Source organism: Nocardia sp. CY15 (assembly GCF_009829295.1).
Lineage (GTDB): Bacteria > Actinomycetota > Actinomycetes > Mycobacteriales > Mycobacteriaceae > Nocardia > Nocardia sputi.
The window spans coordinates 103,306-121,648 of record NZ_VUOT01000020.1; the positions used below are offsets into that span (position 1 = coordinate 103,306).

The 18,343-nt window shown below is 70.8% G+C and carries 11 protein-coding genes; 2 read left to right on the forward strand and 9 right to left on the reverse strand.

The genetic code is table 11. From position 1 onward, the window contains the following. Position 1: 1 nt before the first annotated feature. The 7 genes from GVY39_RS21360 to cobC all read right to left on the reverse strand — a co-directional run bounded on the left by GVY39_RS21360 (position 2) and on the right by cobC (position 15,377). Positions 2-7,165 (reverse strand): non-ribosomal peptide synthetase, encoded by a 7,164-nt coding sequence (locus GVY39_RS21360; protein WP_236565578.1) that lies wholly within the window; start codon positions 7,163-7,165, stop codon positions 2-4. A gap of 249 nt (positions 7,166-7,414) precedes the next feature. Further along, complete coding sequence (locus GVY39_RS21365; protein ID WP_159927281.1) at positions 7,415-9,886, reverse strand: FAD-dependent monooxygenase; 2,472 nt, start codon at positions 9,884-9,886, stop codon at positions 7,415-7,417. A 314-nt stretch (positions 9,887-10,200) separates the two neighbouring features. Next, on the reverse strand, positions 10,201-11,382 hold the full coding sequence (locus tag GVY39_RS21370) for a bifunctional RNase H/acid phosphatase (protein WP_159927283.1): 1,182 nt from the start codon (positions 11,380-11,382) through the stop codon (positions 10,201-10,203). Between the two features lie 31 nt (positions 11,383-11,413). Then, a complete protein-coding gene (locus GVY39_RS21375) occupies positions 11,414-12,151 on the reverse strand; it encodes a zinc ribbon domain-containing protein (RefSeq protein WP_159927285.1) in 738 nt (245 codons plus the stop codon). Positions 12,152-12,223: 72 nt separating this feature from the next. Beyond that, positions 12,224-12,868, reverse strand: a complete 645-nt coding sequence (locus tag GVY39_RS21380) for a hypothetical protein (RefSeq protein WP_159927287.1) — start codon at positions 12,866-12,868, stop codon at positions 12,224-12,226. Between the two features lie 129 nt (positions 12,869-12,997). Beyond that, positions 12,998-14,119, reverse strand: coding sequence for a Nif3-like dinuclear metal center hexameric protein (locus GVY39_RS21385; protein ID WP_159927299.1), 1,122 nt, complete (start codon positions 14,117-14,119; stop codon positions 12,998-13,000). 217 nt (positions 14,120-14,336) lie between these two features. Continuing rightward, on the reverse strand, positions 14,337-15,377 hold the full coding sequence (cobC, locus tag GVY39_RS21390) for an Rv2231c family pyridoxal phosphate-dependent protein CobC (protein ID WP_159927301.1): 1,041 nt from the start codon (positions 15,375-15,377) through the stop codon (positions 14,337-14,339). A 44-nt stretch (positions 15,378-15,421) separates the two neighbouring features. Between cobC and GVY39_RS21395 the strand changes: the two genes are divergently transcribed. Further along, the gene (locus GVY39_RS21395) at positions 15,422-15,946 is read left to right on the forward strand and encodes a low molecular weight protein-tyrosine-phosphatase (protein WP_159927303.1); all 525 of its coding nucleotides are present in this window, start codon (positions 15,422-15,424) and stop codon (positions 15,944-15,946) included. After that, positions 15,946-16,848 carry an SURF1 family protein gene (locus GVY39_RS21400; RefSeq protein ID WP_159927403.1) on the forward strand — a complete coding sequence of 301 codons (903 nt, stop codon included), beginning with the start codon at positions 15,946-15,948 and terminating at the stop codon, positions 16,846-16,848. Before GVY39_RS21395 ends, GVY39_RS21400 begins: the two co-directional genes overlap by 1 nt. A gap of 61 nt (positions 16,849-16,909) precedes the next feature. Here the strand turns inward: GVY39_RS21400 and GVY39_RS21405 are convergent, their stop codons facing one another. Continuing rightward, positions 16,910-17,308, reverse strand: a complete 399-nt coding sequence (locus GVY39_RS21405; protein ID WP_159927305.1) for a VOC family protein — start codon at positions 17,306-17,308, stop codon at positions 16,910-16,912. Positions 17,309-17,363: 55 nt separating this feature from the next. Further along, positions 17,364-18,281, reverse strand: coding sequence for a cobalamin biosynthesis protein (locus GVY39_RS21410; protein WP_159927307.1), 918 nt, complete (start codon positions 18,279-18,281; stop codon positions 17,364-17,366). Positions 18,282-18,343: the final 62 nt, after the last annotated feature.

An 18,343-nucleotide genomic window follows, 5' to 3' on the forward strand; every position in this document is an offset into this window, starting at 1 on the left:
CTCAGGCGTCCAGCATGGATTCGTCCCACTCGCGGTCCAGGTCCGGGTCGGCCGCCGACAGTATTTCGTCCAGCCGCAACCCCACCTCGCCGATGTTCGGCTCGGTCATCATGTTCAGGTGATCGCCCGGCACGTCGATCACCGTGAACCGGCGCGCCGCGTACTGTTTCCAGCCGTTGTCGGCGCTGTCGAACATGCTGCCGACGGTCTGGTGGGCCAGGTCGACGCCCGGCGGCAGGCCCTCGGTGGCGCGCAGCAGCGTGATGTCGCGCTCGTACGGTTCGAGCTTGTAGTCCAGCATCGCCGAGTAATTTGCGAAGAACACCTCGTAGAGCCGCCGGATCGCCTGCGGCGAGCTGTCGGCGGGCAGGATGCCCGACCGCACCGACTCCTCGAGCATCGCCGCGAACAACTCCTCGGAATTGTGCACGTCGGGTTCGAAATCGACCAGGGCGGACTGGCTTCCACGCGCATACCACAGCAGCTCGAGGAAGAACCACCGGATGAGTTTCTCTTCCGGGATCGGCGTGCGGGTGCGGGGGCGCAGCGCCATCGTGTCCAGCAGCGTCACGCTGGACACCTCGTGCTCGGGGAGCCTGCGGGCCATCTCCAAGGCGACATAGCCGCCGAACGACCAGCCCGCCAAGTGATAGGGACCGACCGGATGCACCCGCCGCACCGCCTCCAGGTACGACTCCGTCATCGCCGGAATGGATTTCTCCGGCGCGCTACCGGAGTCCGCGCCGGCCGCCTGCAACCCGTACACCGGACGGTCCGGATCCAGGTGCCGCGCCAGAGCCAGGTAGCACAGCACGTTTCCGCCGATCGGGTGCACCAGGAACAGCGGCGGCTTGGCGCCGCCGACGCTGATCGGCACCAGCGGGTCGAACGTGCGCTGGACCGCACCCGCCCGCACCAGCGTGGCGAGCCCGGCGGCGGTGGGCGCGCCGATGAACGCGTCCAGCGGCACCTCGACGCCCCACCGGCGTGACAGGGCCATCACCACGCGCATCGCGCCGATAGAGGTGCCACCCGACGCGAAGAAGTCGTCGTCCACGCCGATCGCACGCAACCCCGCGTACTCGGCAAGCAGGCCGACCGCCGAACGCTCGTATTCGTCGGCAGGCTCGCGCCGCGCCACCACCGAATCAGTGACGTCTTCCCCGTAGGCGCGCAGCGTCGCGTCGTCACGCTTGCCGCTGGGCGTGCGGGGCAGTTCATCGAGCCAGACGAACCGCGACGGCACCATGTGCGCGGGCAGCACCGAACGCAAATCGTGCCGCAGCGCGGCGAGGTCGGTCTGCTCGGCCGCGCCGACCAGGAACGCGACCAGCGAACCATCGATGCCGCCGAAGCCTCGGGCCACCACGGCGGCCTCGGTGATGCCGGGGAACTTCTCGACCAGGCTCAGGATGCACAACTCGACTTCGGCCGGCTCCACCCGGAATCCGCGGATCTTGACCTGGCTGTCGCTGCGGCCCAGGCAGACGATATCGCCGGAGAACAGGCGGACACCCAGATCGCCGGTGCGGTAGCGGATTCCGCCCGCGTGCGTGGCCACGAAACGCTGCGCGGTGAGCGCGGGCCTGCCCTCGTAGCCGCGGGCGATGGTGCGGCCGCCGAGATAGATCTCGCCGATCACGCCGTCGGGCACCGGGCGCAGCGCGCTGTCGAGCAGTTCCACGGTGTCGCCGTCGACGGCGCGGCCGATGGGCGGCAGCGCGGGGAACTCGTCGGCGGGACCCTCGAGCGTGAATTTGGTCGCGACGTGGGATTCGGTGGGGCCGTACTGGTTCTCCAGCACCAGGCCGGGGACCACCTTGCACAGAGCGCGGATCTCGTCGGTGATGCGCAGTTGTTCCCCGGAGGAGATCAGCACCTTCAACTCGGTCGGGAACATCCGCCGGCCCACGGCGGCCTCGGCGAACGCCTGCAGGGCCACGTACGGCAGAAACAGCCGTTCGATGCCCTCCTCCACCACCGTGTTCAGCAGTTGCTCGACATTCGAGCGCAGGTCGGCCGAACTCACCCGCAGGGTGGACCCCGCCGCGAGGGTGGTGAAGATCTCCTGGAACGACACGTCGAAACTCAACGGCGCCAACTGCAGGGTGCTGAGCAGCCCGGTGCCGGTGGCCGCGCGACTCTGCCAGTCCACCAGGGAGGTCAAGCCGCGGTGCGGCATCGCGACGCCCTTGGGTTCGCCGGTCGACCCGGAGGTGAACAGCACGTAGGCCACCGCGTCGGGCGGAATGTGATCGGGCAGATCCACCTCCGCCTCGGGTGCGGAGTCGTCGAAGAGCGTGACGGCGTCCAGCACCAAGGCGGCGTCGTCGACGATGTCGCGATAGGCGGCGTCGGCGATCACCCGGTGCGGGCGGGCGCGGTCGATCATCAGGTTCAGCCGGGCCCGCGGGTAGCTGACGTCCAGCGGAACACACGCGGCGCCGATTCTGGTCAGTGCGAGCACGAGCAGCACCAGCTGCGGACGCCGGCCCATCAGGATGCCGACGCGGTCGCCCGGCGACACCCCGTGCCCGAGCAGGCGTCGCGCCAGCCGGTCGGAGCGTTCGATCATCTCGTCGTAGGTGACCGACTCGTCGTCCCCGGCCAGGGCGACGCGGGCGGGAGCGAGCGCGGCGGCCTCGGCCACCAGCGTGCCCACGTCGCGGGCGGTCGCGGGGCCGACGCCACGGTCGATCGGCGCGTCGGGGTCGGCGACGATGCCCGCCAGCATGCGCAACTGGGTGAGCGCGACGGTTTCGCACTGCTCGGCGGTCAGCGTGTGATCGCCGTCGACCCGCAACCACATCCGGCCGTCGCGCGGATCGGTCGCCGCGGTCACCAGCAGCTGGAAGTTGGTCTCCTCCCGGGCGTCGAAGCCCAGCAGGCGCACGCCGTCGAGGACGAGCATGGGCTGGAAGACGTGGTAGTTGACGAAGTTGAACGCCGTCTCGAAGACCGGCCCGCCGTCGGCGAGGATCGACCGCAGCGGGTAACGGCGGAACGGATAGGCCTCGCGTTCCCGTCGCGCGATCTGCTCCACCGCCGCGCGCCAGGTGGACGCGGTGGCGTCCAATCGGATCGGCAGCGTGTTGAGGAACAGCCCCGCCACCCGCTCGGCGCCCGCACGGTCCGGGCGACCGTGGCTGACCACGCCGGTGGTGATGTCCGTGCGCCCGGTGAGCGCCCGCAACGCCAGGCAGTGCGCGGCCAGATAGACCGACTTCTCCGGAATCTGGTGGCGCGAGGCGAACGCCGAGACCCGCTCGGCCAGCCTGCGCGGCACCAGCGCACGCGCCTGCGGCACGCCCGCGACGACCGGCTGGTGCACCCCGAGCGCGGTGAGCGCGGTGGGTTCGGCCCCGGCGAGGGCGGTGCGCCAATACTCGCGGGCCGCGGTGTCGTGCGCCGTGCCCTGCTCGGCCCGCGCGTACTCGGCGAGCACGGTGGCCGGGTGCGGTGTTGCCTCGATCCGGGTCTGGGTCATGCCGAGGTGGTTCAGGTAGTCCAGCAGCAGTTCCAGCACCGACGTGGCGACACTCCAGCCGTCCAGGATCGCGTGGTGGAAGCTCAGCACCAGGTCCACCGTGCCGACCGGCTCCTGTGGCCCGGGACGGACGAACACCCGGATGGCGAACAGCGCGGCGACCGAGAAGTCGTAGGGGGCGTGCGTGCGCTCGTGGAGATATATCTCGATCAAGTCTTCGCCGTCCGCCTCGCCGATATCACCGAGGTCGACGATCTCCAGCTCGTAGGGCGGCGCGGGGTGCACGACCTGCAACGGGATCGAGTACCTGCTCAGTTCGAACGACGAGCGCAGCGCGGGTTGGCGCCGCACCAGCCGGTCCACGGCCTCCCGGAACTGCGCGGCGTCCCAGGGTATTTCGAGCCGGTAGCGGAACGCGTCCTTGTAGGTGACCGAGTCGGCGCGCTCGATGCTGTGATACAGCATGCCCAGCTGTAGGGCCGTAGCCGGAAAAGCGTCCTCGACCCGGTACAGCGCCGCGCGGTCGATCAGCGGCACCGTCTCCAAGGGGGCCACGACGCGCGCGCGGCCCGCGTGCCGATCGTCGCGCACGACACGGGCCAGCTCGGCGATGGTCGGCGCCTGGTAGAAGGCGTCCACGTCGAAGTAGAGCCCGGCGCGTTCGGCGGCGGTGCGCACGGCCAGCGCGAGGATGGAATCGCCGCCGTTGGTGAAGAAGTTGTCGTGCACGCCGATCGACTCGACGCCCAGCACCGTGCGCCAGACCTGCGCGAGCCGGGCCTCCACCTCGGTACGCGGCGCACCGCCCACGACCTGCCCGGCGCCGTGGCCGAGAACGAGTTGCTCGGCGAGTGCGCGCCGGTCCAGCTTCCCGTTGCGAGTCAGCGGGATCCGGTCCACCCGGATCAACCGGGACGGCACCATGTAGCGGGGCAACCTGGCCGCGAGCTGCTCGGCGATCTCCTCGCCGGAGACGTCACTCCCGACGAAATAGCCGACCAATTGCACGCCGTGCGCCTCTGAGACCTCGTCCACCACCGCCGCCGCGCGCACCCCGGAGCAGCCGAGCATGGCGTTCTGCACTTCTCCGAGCGTGATTCGGTTGCCGCGGATCTTCACCTGGTCATCGAAGCGACCAAGGTACTCGAGATTGCCATCCGGTAGCCAGCGCGCCAGATCGCCGGTGCGGTACCGGCGTCGCCCGGGCACCGCGCGATCGTCGACGAACGCCGCCGCGGTCAGCTCGGGCCTGCCGCGGTAGCCGCGGGCCACGCCCACGCCCGCGATGTTCAACTCCCCCGGCACGCCGACCGGCACTCGGCGACCGATGTGGTCGAGCACGAGCAGGTCGATGTTGTCGATGGGACGGCCGATCGGCACCACGTCGAGCGGGTCGTCGGGAGGGCAGTCGAAGTAGGAGACGTCGACGGTGGCCTCGGTCGGGCCGTAGAGGTTGACCAGTTGCGGCGCTGTGACCCCGGCCGCGGCGAAGACCGCGTGAAACCGGCGCACCAGCGCCGGCGGTAACGCCTCACCGCTGCAGAACACCCGCCGCACGCTGCCGATCCGCGCGACCGTCGATGGGTCGGCCGTCAGCTCGGCGACGAACGCGGTCAACATGGACGGCACGAAGTGCAGCACGGTCACGCTGTGCACGGCGATCGCGTCGGCGATGCGGCGCGGATCGCGCTCGCCACCCGGTTCCAGCAACGCCACCCGGGCGCCGGTGATCGCCCACCAGAACAGTTCCCACACCGACACGTCGAAGGTGGCCGGCGTCTTCTGCAGGATCACGTCCGACGCGTGCAGTGGGTAGCGCCGCTGCATCCAGGTCAGTCGGTTCACCACCGACCGGTGCTCGATCATCACGCCCTTGGGCACGCCCGTGGAACCCGAGGTGTAGATGAGATAGCTGAGGTCGGCGGGGTGCGAGACATTTTCGACACCGCGCGCCGGAACCGTGTCGGCCACCCCGATCCTGGTGACGCCTAGTTTGTCGAAGACCGCTCGATGCTGCGGCCCGGCCACCACGAAGCGAGCCCCGCAGTCGGCGAGCACGGCTTCGATGCGCGCGGACGGGAAGTCCGGATCCAGCGGCACGTACGCGCAGCCGGCCCGCAGTACGCCGAAGATCGCGACGAGCATCTCCGTCGAGCGGGGCAGCACGACCGGGACGCATTCGTTGCCGGTCGCGCCCAGCGTGCGCAGCCGGGCGGCGAATCCGTCTGCCAGAGCGGATAGTTCGGCGTAGCGCACCGGTTGCTCGCCCGAGCCGACGACCGGTTCGATCGCCACCCGATCCGGATGGCACGCGGCCATGTCGGCGAACAGCCGGTCGAGGGTGGTGTACGGGAACTGTTCGCGCGGACCGGATTCGAACGCGGCGATCGCGGCCAGCTCGCGCGCGGGCATCAGCGGCAATGCCGAGATCGGCAGGCCGGGCTGTTCCAGCGCCGCCACCAGCAGCGCGCCGATGCCGCGCACGACCGACCCGAACGGGAAGTTCTCGTCGAAGACGTCCCGGTCGTAGTAGAGCTGGAGGTTGAGCGACCCGTCGCGCGCGTGCTCCACGCCGAGGATGTTCAGCGCCTCGAGCACGGTGCCCGGATTGACGATGTCGAGCGTGCCGAGGATCTTGTCGAGGTGATCCGACGACGGCATCTTGATGTAGGAGTACGCCACGTCGAACAGCGGCGGCGCGGTCGGATCGCTGCCGAGGGCGCGGGCCAGGTCGCCGTACGGGAAACGCTCGTAGCGCTTCAGCTCCCGGATCTGCGCGGCCACCTCGGACGCGACCGCCGACAGCGGCTGCGCCGGGTCCACCCGGATGCGCAGGGGCACCACGTTCGTCCGGTGCCCGGCGGTGCGGAAGGTCTCCGCGCTGTGCCGGTTGAGCATCGGGACCCCGATCACCACCTCCTCGGAGCGGTGGATGGTGGTCAGGTAAGCGGCCAGCGCCGAAGCCGTGAACGCGAAGACGGAGAAGCCGGTCGCGCGAATCCGGTCGAGGAAAGCCGGTTCCACCACCACGCGCCGACGTCCCCGGTTCACGTTCGGAGTACTCGCCCGGCCGGAGAACAGAGCGGGGACCACTCCCTCGAAACGGCGGACCAGCGCGTCACGATCGGCCACCCACTGCGGAGAGGACAGATACTCCTCGTGCTCGGCGGCGATCTTCCGGTAGGTCGCCACACCGCGGTCGGTCTGCTCGGTGACCGGATCCGGTTCGGCGAGCAGTTCCAGCGGCAGATCCGTGCGGCTGTAGTCGTCCACCAGGGCGCTCCACAGCGCGTTCACGCCCCAGCCGTCGATCATCGCGTGGTGCATCGCCACGTAGAGATGGAAATGGTCGGGACCGTCGACCAGCGCGGCGATCCGGAACGGCTGCCGCGGCGGCGACGGCGTCACGTTGGCCCGGTTCACCCAGTCCCTGCGGGCCGCGGCGGGATCCGACGCCCAGCTCAGATCGACCAGCTCCACCTCGGGTAGTTCGTCGCAGACCCACTGCCAGAAGCGGCCTTCGGAGAACTCGAACCGCAAGCGCAGCGCGTCGTCACCGAGCATCGTCCTGCGCACTACAGCCCGCAACCTGGCCATATCGAACGGCTCGTCCAGAAACGCGCAGTAGGCGTTTCTGGTGACCGGCGCCGGGGCATACCTGTAGGCAACCGACAACACATCTCGCTGATACGCGCTGACGGGCCAGGCTTCGGGAGGTCTTTGGGAAGTAGCACTCGGTTCGGATGTCACAGTCACTCCTATCGCGACAGTCGCGGCACCGGCCGTGCGCGGATCTAACCAAGCCCACCCTGATCACTGAAACGCAAAGCTGCTACCACACTTATCCAGTTATCGATATCGCGAATCACGGCATCGGCTTCGCCGATGCCGCGACTCTGCTGTTGTTTCGTCGTGTATGCGGGCCGGTCAGCAGGCCGACAGCAGCGCGCGCACGCTCTCGTCGGCGAGACGATCGGCTCGCGCACGCGATACCGCGGGCTCGACGTAGCCGATGTTGAACGACAGCTCGTTGTGCGTCGCGTTGGCGGTGGCCATGATGAAACCGCTGACGGACATGCCGGAGACGAACTGCGCGCCCTCCAGCTGCCAGGAGCCGATCTTGTCCGGGAAGGGGTAGTCGCCCAGGTAGGTCATACAGAGGTGGCCCGGGCCGCGGGTGTCCATGAGTTTCACCGTGGACGCGCTGGCGGCCACCGACTTCGGCGCGGCCACCTTCAGCAGGTTCAACGCGGACAGATGATCGCGCCGGTCCATCCGCGCGCCGTACTCGCGCTCGATCTCGGCGGCGATCTCCCACAGCGAGGCCCACGGCGCGTACTTCGCCGGGGTGGCGATCATGCCTTGGTAGGTGCCGACTTCGGTGTCGCCGGCGGCGCCGTCGAGATGCTCGCGGAAGTTGACCGAGCTGCCCACGGTGTACCAGGCGGCCTTCTCGGTGCCCGCTTCCCTGGCCGCCGCGATCAGCAGCGCGGCCGAGAGGACGGACTGCAAGCCGACGCCGTGCCGGGCGCAGCCCGCGGTGAGCGCGTCGAGCCGGTCGGCGTCGAGGCTGCGGTGCACCACCCGGCTGCGCCGCTGCGCGGGCGGCGCCAGCGAGGTGGGCTCCAGTCGGCGCGGCTTGCGCAGCTGCGACTTCTGGTCGCGCAGAAACGAACTCGCGGTGCGCAGCGCACCGCCCGCGCCCTGGAAGCGCGCCGGGAACAGCTCCTCCGGTCCTGGCCGCACCGGCGCGGGCGAGAAGTCGCCCGTGTCCCCGGCGGCTACCTGGAGCACCTGCTTGGCTACCGACAGCGCGCTCTCGCCATCGGCGATGGCATAGTGCAGCGTGACGATGAGCTCGTTGGTGCCATCGGTCTCCTTGATCAGCACGGCCCTCGCCAGCGGGCCGGTGCGCCAGTCGAACGGCTCGCGCAGTTCCACCGCGTCGGCCTCGGTCAGCCAGTTCGTGCTGTCCTCGGATTCGATGACGCGCAGCGGAATCGGCGCCCCCACCGGCACGAAACGCGGTGCGGTGCCGTCGGCTTCGGCGGCGACGGCGACCCGCAGGAGCGGATGTCGGCGCTGCACCTCGTCCAACCCGGCGCGGATCTGCTCGGTCTCGACGCGCCCACGGATCCGCACGCGCGACAGGATGTGCAGCGGCGCGAGCTGATCGGCGATCCAGTGCCAGCGCTCGACCGGCGACAGTGGGCGCGGCAGCCGGGCGGTCGGCCCCTCCGGCGCCGGGAAGGACATCGGTTTGCCGAGCTCGCGCAGGAAGAATTCGGTAGGCGCGTGCCGGAAGTAGGTGTCGCGCACCCGCACCAGGCGCGGGTCGGTGGTCTGCTCGATCTTGGCGAGCGAAGCCGACCCGTTGACGAACATGGCGGTGCGGTCGGCGCGCAGCTTCTCGTAACGGCGCAGGGCCGCGACCGGATCCAGGGAGTTGCGCAGCACGCTCGCCAGCACCACAGCGTCCTCGATGGCGGCGTTGGCGCCCTGGCCGAGGCTGGGCAGCATCGGGTGCGCCGCGTCGCCGAGCAGCGTCACCCGGCCGCGGCCCCACTGCGGCAGCGGCGGGCGGTCCTGCGCGGGCACGGCCAGGATCGCCGCCTCGTCGGTCTGCTCGATGCAGGCGCGCACCTCCGGCGCCCAGTCCGCGTACAGGCGCAGCAGGTCTTCCTTGCCACCCTGCCAGTTCGCGGCCTCGTCGGCGGGCAGCGTCTTGGTGCCCCACCAGTACACGCGGCCGTGCCCGATGTCGTGGATGCCGAAACGCATTCCGGTGCCCCAGAAGTGCGCCGACAGCCCGCGCGCGACATTGGGATGCTCGAACGGGATGCAGGCCAGCCAGCAGACGAAATTGCCGGGGCGCGGCTCGGCGCGGCCGTGCAACTGCGCGCGTACCACCGAGTGGATACCGTCGGCGCCGACGAGCAGATCGCCCTGGGCGACCCGGCCGTCGGCGAACTCGACGCGCACGTGCTCGCCGTCGTCGACGAAGCCGGTGGCCTGCGCGCCGACGAAAGTCGGCGTGTCGCCGATCGCGCGCAGCAGCACGTCGTGCAGGTCGGTGCGGTGCAGCGCCACGGCGGGGGCGCCGAGCTGGGCGTCGAGCCGGTGCACCGGAAGCACCCGGATGGGACTGCCGTCGGGGTTGCAGAAACGGAAGGTCTCGACCCGGCCGCCGCGTTCGAGCAGTTGCTCATCGATGCCGAGGCCGAGGGTGCGCAGTGCGTTCATGCCGTTGGCCTGCACGGAAAGTCCGAAGCCCTGGGCCCGCAATTCGGGACCCGCTTCGTATAGTTCGACGCCGAAACCCGCGTGCCGCAGGGCGGCCGCGGTGGTGAGTCCTCCGATCCCCGCCCCGAGAACGACAACCTTGATCGGACTGCTCATCGAACCTGCACTCTCATCGAACCACTCGACGGCACAGGTGCTTCCAACCGCGACGCGGCCGACGGGCGGCGCTGCCCGCGAGAAACCGTCCCACTGAGCAGCACTGACCGAGGTCACTGCGTCGACCCCGACCAGGCAGGCAGCTAGGACGCCTGTGCCTGACCGTCCGGAAGCCTACCGCTACTGGGCGCGCAAGGCAGAGTTGAAGTGAGATTCACCGCATCACGCGATTGTGAAACGCAAATGTGTTGCAATGGGGCATAATTCGCCCTCCGCGCACCGTGTTCGCCCTCGATTCGGGCCGGGCGGCACTCTCAGAGGTAGGACGTATCGTTCACCAAGCGCACCGAGGACCCGCCGTCGAGATAGAACTCCGCTATCGATAGCGACGCCAGATCCAGATGCAATCGGTACAGCAGTGAGGGGCCGACATCGAGCGCCAGCCGCAGCAGGGTCTTGATCGGGGTCACATGACTGACCACCACCACGTTGGCGCCGGGATACCGCTCGAGCAGGTCGCGACGAACCGCGTCGACCCGCACGCGGACCTCTTCGAAGCTCTCCCCGCCGGGCGCGGCGACGGTGGGGTCGCCGATCCAGCGAGCATGCAGTTCGGGGTCGCGTTGCGTGGCCTCGGCGAAGGTCAGTCCCTCCCACTCGCCGAAGTCGGTCTCGATCAACCCGTCGTGGATCTCGGCCGGTACTCCGAGAGCGGCGGCCGCCGCCTCGGCGGTCTCCCTGGCCCGGCCGAGCGGAGAACTGACCACCGCGGCGATACCGCCCTTGACGGCGAGCATTTTCGCGGCGCGAGCGGCCTGCTCCCGGCCCAGCGGTGTGAGCGGTGGGTTGCCACGACCGGAATAGCGCCGCTGCACCGACAACTCGGTCTGGCCGTGGCGCAGCAGCAGCAACCGGGTGGGACGGCCGACCGCGCCGGTCCAGCCGGGGCCCTGCCCGGCGGCCTCGGACTGCTCGGCGCTGGTGTCCCTGACTTCATCGATCCAGCTCGGCCGGTCGTGCTCGGCGACCGCGAGAGCCGGATCGGCGGCCTCGGTCGGCCGCGTGTCCACGGTCGCGGCACGGCCCGTGCCCTCGTCCATGGCCTCGTTCGCCAGCCGGTCGGCGTGCGAGTTCTCCGCGCGCGGGATCCAGGTGTAGCCGACCCGCGCGAACCCGGAGGCCAGCCTGCGGGCTCGGTCGGCGAGCGGGATCAACGCCGCGTGCTTGATCTTCCAGCGACCGGACATCTGCTCGACGACCAGCTTGGAATCCATGCGCACCACGATCGACTCGGCGCCCAGCTCCGCCGCCGCTTCCAATCCGGCGATGAGCCCCCGGTATTCGGCGACGTTGTTGGTGGCTGTGCCGAGGAACTCACGACGCTCGGCGAGCACCCGGACGTGTCCGGCGTCGTAGACCACCGCGCCGTAGCCGGCCGGACCGGGGTTGCCCCGCGAACCGCCGTCGGCTTCGACGATCACCTCCGAGAAACTCATCGCACGTCCTGATCACCCGATCCCGGCGAGCTCACAGCCCCGATTCCTTGGTCCGGACCAGGATCGCCCCGCACTCCGGGCACCGCACGACCGCGTCGGGGGCGGCCTTGGCGATGCGCGCGATCTCCCCCCGATCGAGCTCGATGCGGCACGCGCCACAGCGGCGCGCCTGCAACAGCGCCGCGCCGACGCCGTGCTGTTCCCGCTGCCGGTCGTAGATCGCGAGCAGGTCGGCAGGCAGCTTGGCCACCAAGCCCGCGCGATCGGTCTCGCAGCGTGTCTGTGCCACGTCCAGATCGGCGAGCGCTTCGTCCCGATGCCTGCGCGCGGTGGCGAGCTCCTCGTCGGTCTTGCTCAACCGCGCGCCCGCGTGCTCGTGGTCGGCAGCGGAGGCCTCACGCCGTTCCATCACCTCGAGCAACTCGTCCTCCAGCACGGAGCGGCGGCGCTCCAGGCTGCCGAGCTCGTGCTGGATCTCCGAAAGTTGCTTGGCGCTCACCGTTCCCGCGGTGAGCATGTCCTTGTCGCGGTCCTCGCGCTTGCGCACCGCGTCGACCTCGCCCTCCAGCTTGCGGATGTCGCGGTCGAGGTCGTCCAGCACGATCTCCACGGCCACCGCGGCGTCGGAGTGCGCGTTGCGCTCGGCCTCCAGCCGGGCCACCTCCTGCTGCTCGGGCAGCACGGTGCGACGGTGCGCGATCCGGGTCAGCTCGGCGTCGACGGCGGCGAGCCGGAGCAGCTCGGCCTGGATCGGGGGTTCGACATTCAATGCGGACAAACTCCTGGACGGGGTGGACGAGACTGGTGTTCAACCGTACCCCGCCGGATCGGTGGACCGCCGTCAGCCGCCGACGGTGCGAGTCTTGATGGCGTCCCGGGAGATGTAGACGTCGTATTCGCCGGGCACCGCGATCACCGCGTTGCCGTACGCGGAGCGCACAAACGGCTGGGTCCACCAGCGGCCCTCGCGCATGTCGGCGAAGAAGTCGCGGTCGCCGTCGTTGAGGAAGATCTGGTTCTGCGTGGTCGCGACGCCGTCGAGGCGCTGGCCGTACAGGCGGCTGATCCGGTAGCCGGAGTGGAAACCGAGGGCGTTCACCCACGGCTCCAGCTCGACGATGCCCGCTTGCAGCACCCACATGTCGCCCTCGACCCGGTAGGTCAGGCGCTGCTCCGGGTGGTTGTCGTCGCCGTACAAGGTGAGGTCGACGTCGAGCTGGTGTTCCTGCCCGGCCACCGGCTGGGCCACCACGTGCGCCGCCTTGATCTCGCCGGTCAGCCCGAGGTAGGTCTGCACCAGGGTCGCGATCCACAGCAGCACCGCCGCCACCAGCAGGAGCGCGAGCCCGCCCGTACCGCGCGCGAGCGATGCCCGCATCCCGACCCGGCGCGCGGCGATCAGGCCGGAGACGATCAGCGCTACACCGACGACCAGCAGCAGGATCAGCCCGATCTGCACGAGCCCGAAATCAACCGGGAAGTTCATGCGGTAGTTGTACCCCGCGCGAACTACTCGATTCACGCAATCCGCCAACCTGTCCCGGTCCGGCTCGGACACGCCCCGACACGCCGTCGCCAGTTCGCCGCCGGGACAACGGCATCGGACGCTCGGCGGTCAGCTCGGGGCGTGTACCGTCCACGGGTCGGTGCGCAGTGTGGACACCCTGGTCTCCAGATCCGGCAGGGCAGTCCGGACGAATGCTTCCGCCTGTGCGCACCACGGGAACTCGGTCGCCCAGTGTGCCGCGTCGACCACCGCGGGACCGCCCTTGCGCAGGTGCTCATCGATGGGATGGTGGCGCAGGTCGGAGGTGACGTAGACATCGACGCCGAGCCCGGCGGCACGGCTCAGGTAGGAGTCGCCCGCTCCCCCGCACACCGCGACGGTGCGGACGGTGCGGTCCGGATCACCCGCGGCGCGCACGCCCCACGCGGTGTGCGGGAGTGCACGAGCCACGCGATCGGCGAAGGCGCGCAACGATTCCGGTCCCGGCAGGGTGCCGACCCGGCCGATGCCGCGCGCCGAGGGCAGCTGGGCGCGTTCGCTGATGTGGTAGGCCGGGTCCTCGTAGGGATGGGCGGCGCGCAGGGCGGCGAGCACGGCCGAGCGCGCCGAGGGCGGGGCGATCACCTCTATCCGGTCCTGCTCCGCGTGCTGGAGTTCGCCCGCGGTGCCGTGCGCCGGGTTCGCTTCGGCCATCGGCCGGAACTGCCCCGTCCCGGGCACTCGCAGCGCGCAGTCTCGGTAGTTCCCGCTCCCGCCCGCACCGGCGGCGAAGAGTGCGGCGAGCACTGCGTCGGCGTGGGCATGTGGCACCTGAATCGCCCAGTTGTCCACGGCTTCTTCTGGTTTCGCGTCCAGCGGACCGGTCACCGTGAGGCCGAGTGCCGCGGCGAGCGCGTCGGAGACGCCGGGGTCGGCGGAGTCGGCGTTGGTGTGCGCGGTGAACAGCGCGCAACCGGAGCGGATCAGCCGGTGCAGCAGCGCGCCTTTCGGCGTGCTCGCCGCGACGGTGTCGACGCCGCGCAGCAGCAGCGGGTGGTGTACCACCAGAGCTTGCGCGCGCCAATCGATCGCCTCGTCGACGACCGCCTCGGTCGCGTCGACCGCGAACAGCACCCGGGTCAACTCCTCGGCGGGGTCGCCGCAGACCAGGCCGACCGAGTCCCACGGCTCGGCCAGCGCGGGCGGGTAGGCCGCGTCCAGCACCCCGATGAGATCCGCGAGCGTGGTCATCGTCCACCTTCCTTCGCTTCGGTCCTGCACTGATTCGTTCGGTACCGGCCCGAGGCCGGGTTCCGGAACCGCACGCGGTCCGCTCCCGCGACTTCGCTGCGCAGGACACGCCCCCGCCCGCACAGCATGCGCATCGCGACCCCGGCGCGCAGTTCGCCCCACGCCCCCAGCTCGGAGGTTCGCACGACGGCCCACCGGCGCGAACGATTCCCCGCGCTCACCGCGCATCCGCCGACCGGATCGCGGCGACCAGCCGATCGACCTCCTCGGCGCCGCGAACGGCGACGCGCAGATGGTCCGGGCCGAGGCCGGGGAAGGTGTCCGCGCGGCGGACCGCGATGCCCTGGACGGCCAGGTGCTTACGCAGCAGTTCACCGTCCGCGACGCGCAGCAGCAGGAACGGTCCGTCCGCGGGCGTGTGGACGTCGACGCCGAGGGCGGTCAGGCGCTCGATCATCGCGGTCCGAGCCACGGCGAGAGCCTCGGCGCGTCGCTCGGCCTCGGCCACGGCGGCCGGGCTCGCGGTGGCGGTGATCGCTTCCAGTTGCAGGGTGCCCAGCGGCCAGTGCGGCCGTCCGTGGTCGAGGCGCGCGAGCACGTCGGGTGCGCCGAGGAAGTAGCCGCAGCGCAGACCCGCCAGCGCCCAGGTCTTGGTCAAGCTGCGCAGCACGAGCAGGTCGGGGGCGGGATCGGCGGCGAGGGAGTGCGGCTCGCCCACCACCGCGTCGGCGAAGGCCTCGTCGACCACGATCAGGCGGCCCGGCTTCCGCAGTGCCCGGATGGCCTCGGCGGGGTGCAGCACGGAGGTCGGGTTGGTCGGGTTGCCGAGCACCACCAAGTCGGCCCCGGTAGGCACCGCGGCGGGATCCAGCCGGTAGGGCGGTCCCAGCACCACCCTGGTCACGGGGACGCCCGCCTCGCGCAGCGCGAGCTCCGGCTCGGTGAACGACGGGTGCAGCACCACGGCCGAGCGCGGCGCGAGGCGGGGCAGCATCGCGAAGCCTTCCGCGGCGCCCGCCAGCAGCAGCACCTCGCCGGGCGCGCGGCCGTGCCGGGCCGCGACCGCGCGGCGGGCGGCGTCGGCGTCCTCGGCGCTCGGATAGCGGCCCAGCTCGGACAACCGCGCGGCCAGCCGCCGCAGCAGCCACTGCGGCGGCGCGGCGCCTTGGACGTTCACCGCGAAATCGAGCATGCCCGCACGTGCGTCCACGTCGCCGTGGTGACGCAGTTTCGCGCGATCGACGGTGTGCTCGGCCACGAGACCACACCCTACGTGGCGGTCCGGTAGCCGGACCGGCCAGAATGGCAGGCGTGGGCCAGCTGCACGTCTCGTTCGTCTGTACCGGCAACATCTGCCGCTCTCCGATGGCGGAGAAGATCTTCGCGTCGCACCTGTACCGGGCCGGACTGGCCAACCGGGTGCGGGTGAGCAGCGCGGGCACCGGTTCGTGGCACGTCGGGGCCGACGCCGACCCGAGAACCAGCGCCACCCTGCGTAGATACGGATACCCGACCGGCCACGTCGCCGCGTTGTTCGGCGCCGAGCACCGCGACGCCGACCTGGTCATCGCCCTGGACCGCTCGCATCATCGCGACCTCGCCCGCCTCGGCATCCCCGCCGAACGGCTGCGGTTGCTGCGCGCCTTCGACCCGGACGCCGACGGTCACGACGTGGCCGACCCCTACTACGGCGACGCGGCGGACTTCGAACTCGTGCGCGCCCAGATCGAGGCCGCCGTCCCCGGCCTGCTCGACTGGGTGCGCGCCGAACTGAGCGCCGCCGCCGAACCGCCCGATCCGCGCCTGGTCCCCGACGAGCGACCGTGATGCGCAGGCTCGCTTTCCTGTTGCGCCCCAGCTGGCTGATCCTGGCCGTGCTGGTCGCCGCGTTCGCCTACCTGTGCTTCACCGTGCTCGCGCCGTGGCAACTCGGCAAGAACACGGCCACCTCGCATCGCAACGAGCTGATCGCCGAGTCGGTGAAGGCCGATCCCGTGGACGTCACCACCGTGCTGTCCGATCCGGGCAGCGCCGCGCACACCGAGTGGCGACGTGTCACCGCTTCCGGCAGCTACGTGCCGGACTCGACGGTGCTGGTGCGGCTGCGCCACCTCGACGGCTCTCCGGGATACGCGGTGCTCGCGACCTTCCGGTTGGACGACGGCCGCGTGCTGCTGGTCGACCGCGGGCTGGTGTCAGCTGTCGACGGGACGCGCCCGCCGCAGATTCCCGAGCCACCCGCCGGGCCGCAGCGCGTCGAGGCCCGGATCCGGATGTCCGAGGGCGTCACGCCGGGTAAGGACCCCAGCGTCCAGGACGGCTATCGCCAGGTGTACTCCATCGACGTCACCCAGGAATCGACGGTTCTGCAACAGCCCTTCACCCCCGTTCCCACCGGCGGCGAGCGTGGCGGCTACCTGCAACTGAGCGAGAACCAGCCGGGCGCGTTCACACCCACCCCACTCCCCCGGCTCGACGCGGGCCCCTACCTTTCCTACGGCCTGCAATGGCTCGCCTTCGGCATCATGGCTCCCCTCGGTCTCGGCTACTTCGTCTACGCCGAGATCCGGGAACGAAGGAAAGAGAAGGCCTCCACCGCGCAGCAGCCCGGCGCGTCCGCCGCCGAACCAGCCCGATCGGCCCCGGCTTCGGCGACCACGCCGAGCGCACCCGCCGCACCGACCACGGAAGCTCGCCTCGCCGACCGCTACGGCCGCGGCCGGGGATGATCCGGCGCGACTTCTCGCCGCGAACACTGTCGACAGGCTGTGGCTCCACGCTGGAGAAGCACTACGGCTGATCCGGACCGAGCAGATCCCACCGATTCCCCGCGATGTCGAGGAAGACCGCCACCCGCCCATACGATTCGCCGCGGGGCACGCTCACGAACTCGACACCCCGCGAAACCATCCGGTCATACGCAGCCTGGAAGTCGTCGACCCGCAGGAAGAACCCGACCCTGCCCGCCACCTGCTGTCCGATCACGGCGGCTTGCGACCCACCGTCGGCCCGGGCCAGCAGGATGCCCGTTTGCGCACCGGGCGGCCTTACGACGACCCACCGTTTCGAGCGGCCGTCATTGGTGAGTGCGGGCGAGTCCTCGAGCAGCTCGAATCCCAGCGAGTCGACGAAGAAGCTGATCGCCGGGTCGTACTCCGCCACGACGATGGCCATGAGCTCGATGCGCACCCCGGAAGCCTATTGGGGTCCGCATCGCGCGGCGAGCGCTTACCGCGACGAACGCTCAGCGCCTCGTCGCGGCTACGACGGCGGCGAGCAGGGTGGCCGCGAGCTGCACGGCCTCGGAAAGGCGGACGGCGCGGCGCAGGTCGTCGACGGTAGGAGCCGGACCGTCGCCGAGCAGCGGGCGCATTTCCACGCCGTGCGGATACTCGGTGCGGCCACCCAGCCGGACGCCGAGCGCCCCGGCCATCGACGCTTCGACCACCCCCGCGTTGGGGCTGGGATGCCCGGCCGCATCGCGGCGCCAAGCGCGCAGAGCCGCTGCGGGGCGGCCGCCGATCAGCGGGGCGAGCGCGGCCGTGAGCAGCCCGGTGACGCGCGCCGGGAGCAAATTGGCCGCGTCGTCGACGCGCGCGGCGGCCCAGCCGAAACGCCGGTAGCGCGCGTTGCGGTAGCCGATCATCGCGTCGAGCGTGTTGACCGCGCGGTACCCGAGCAACCCCGGGACGCCCGCCACGGCCCCCCAGAGGACCGGGGCAACGGCCGCGTCGGAGGTGTTCTCGGCGATGGACTCCAGGGCCGCGCGGGCGAGCCCGTCCGCGTCGAGCGCTTGTGGATCGCGGCCGCACAGCGAAGGCAGCAGCGTGCGAGCGCCGTCCAGGTCACCGGCGGACAACCGGTCGGCCATGACGCGCCCGGTCCGCGCGAGGCTGTGTCCGCCCAGCACGGTCCAGGTCGCGGCGGCGGTCGCGGTCACCCCGCCGCGCCGCACGGCCAGGCCGAGCCCGACCACCGCGCCGACGGCAAGCGCCTCGTGCGCCAGCCCCGCCGCCCGCCGGTCGGCGTAGGTCACCGACTCCAAAGCCGCCACCGCCGTGCCGAATCCGGCGACCGGATGCCACCGTCGCGGGTCACCGAACACCCGGTCGAGTGCGAATCCGAGCAGCAACCCGACCGCGATGGAGGTCCCCTTCTGCACCCGGCGAGGTTAACGGGTGCCCGCCCGCGGCCGTGCACACGGCTCGCGCTGTCGGCGCCGTG

Bases quoted from the DNA above. Each gene is read 5' to 3' on its own strand.
- GVY39_RS21385 (WP_159927299.1), bottom strand. From the start codon at position 14,119: ATGACCACGCTCGCGGATCTCATCGGGGTGCTGGACGCGGCCTACCCG.
- GVY39_RS21380 (WP_159927287.1), bottom strand. From the start codon at position 12,868: ATGAACTTCCCGGTTGATTTCGGGCTCGTGCAGATCGGGCTGATCCTG.
- GVY39_RS21400 (WP_159927403.1), top strand. From the start codon at position 15,946: ATGCGCAGGCTCGCTTTCCTGTTGCGCCCCAGCTGGCTGATCCTGGCC.
- GVY39_RS21395 (WP_159927303.1), top strand. From the start codon at position 15,422: ATGGCAGGCGTGGGCCAGCTGCACGTCTCGTTCGTCTGTACCGGCAAC.
- GVY39_RS21370 (WP_159927283.1), bottom strand. From the start codon at position 11,382: ATGAGTTTCTCGGAGGTGATCGTCGAAGCCGACGGCGGTTCGCGGGGC.
- GVY39_RS21365 (WP_159927281.1), bottom strand. From the start codon at position 9,886: ATGAGCAGTCCGATCAAGGTTGTCGTTCTCGGGGCGGGGATCGGAGGA.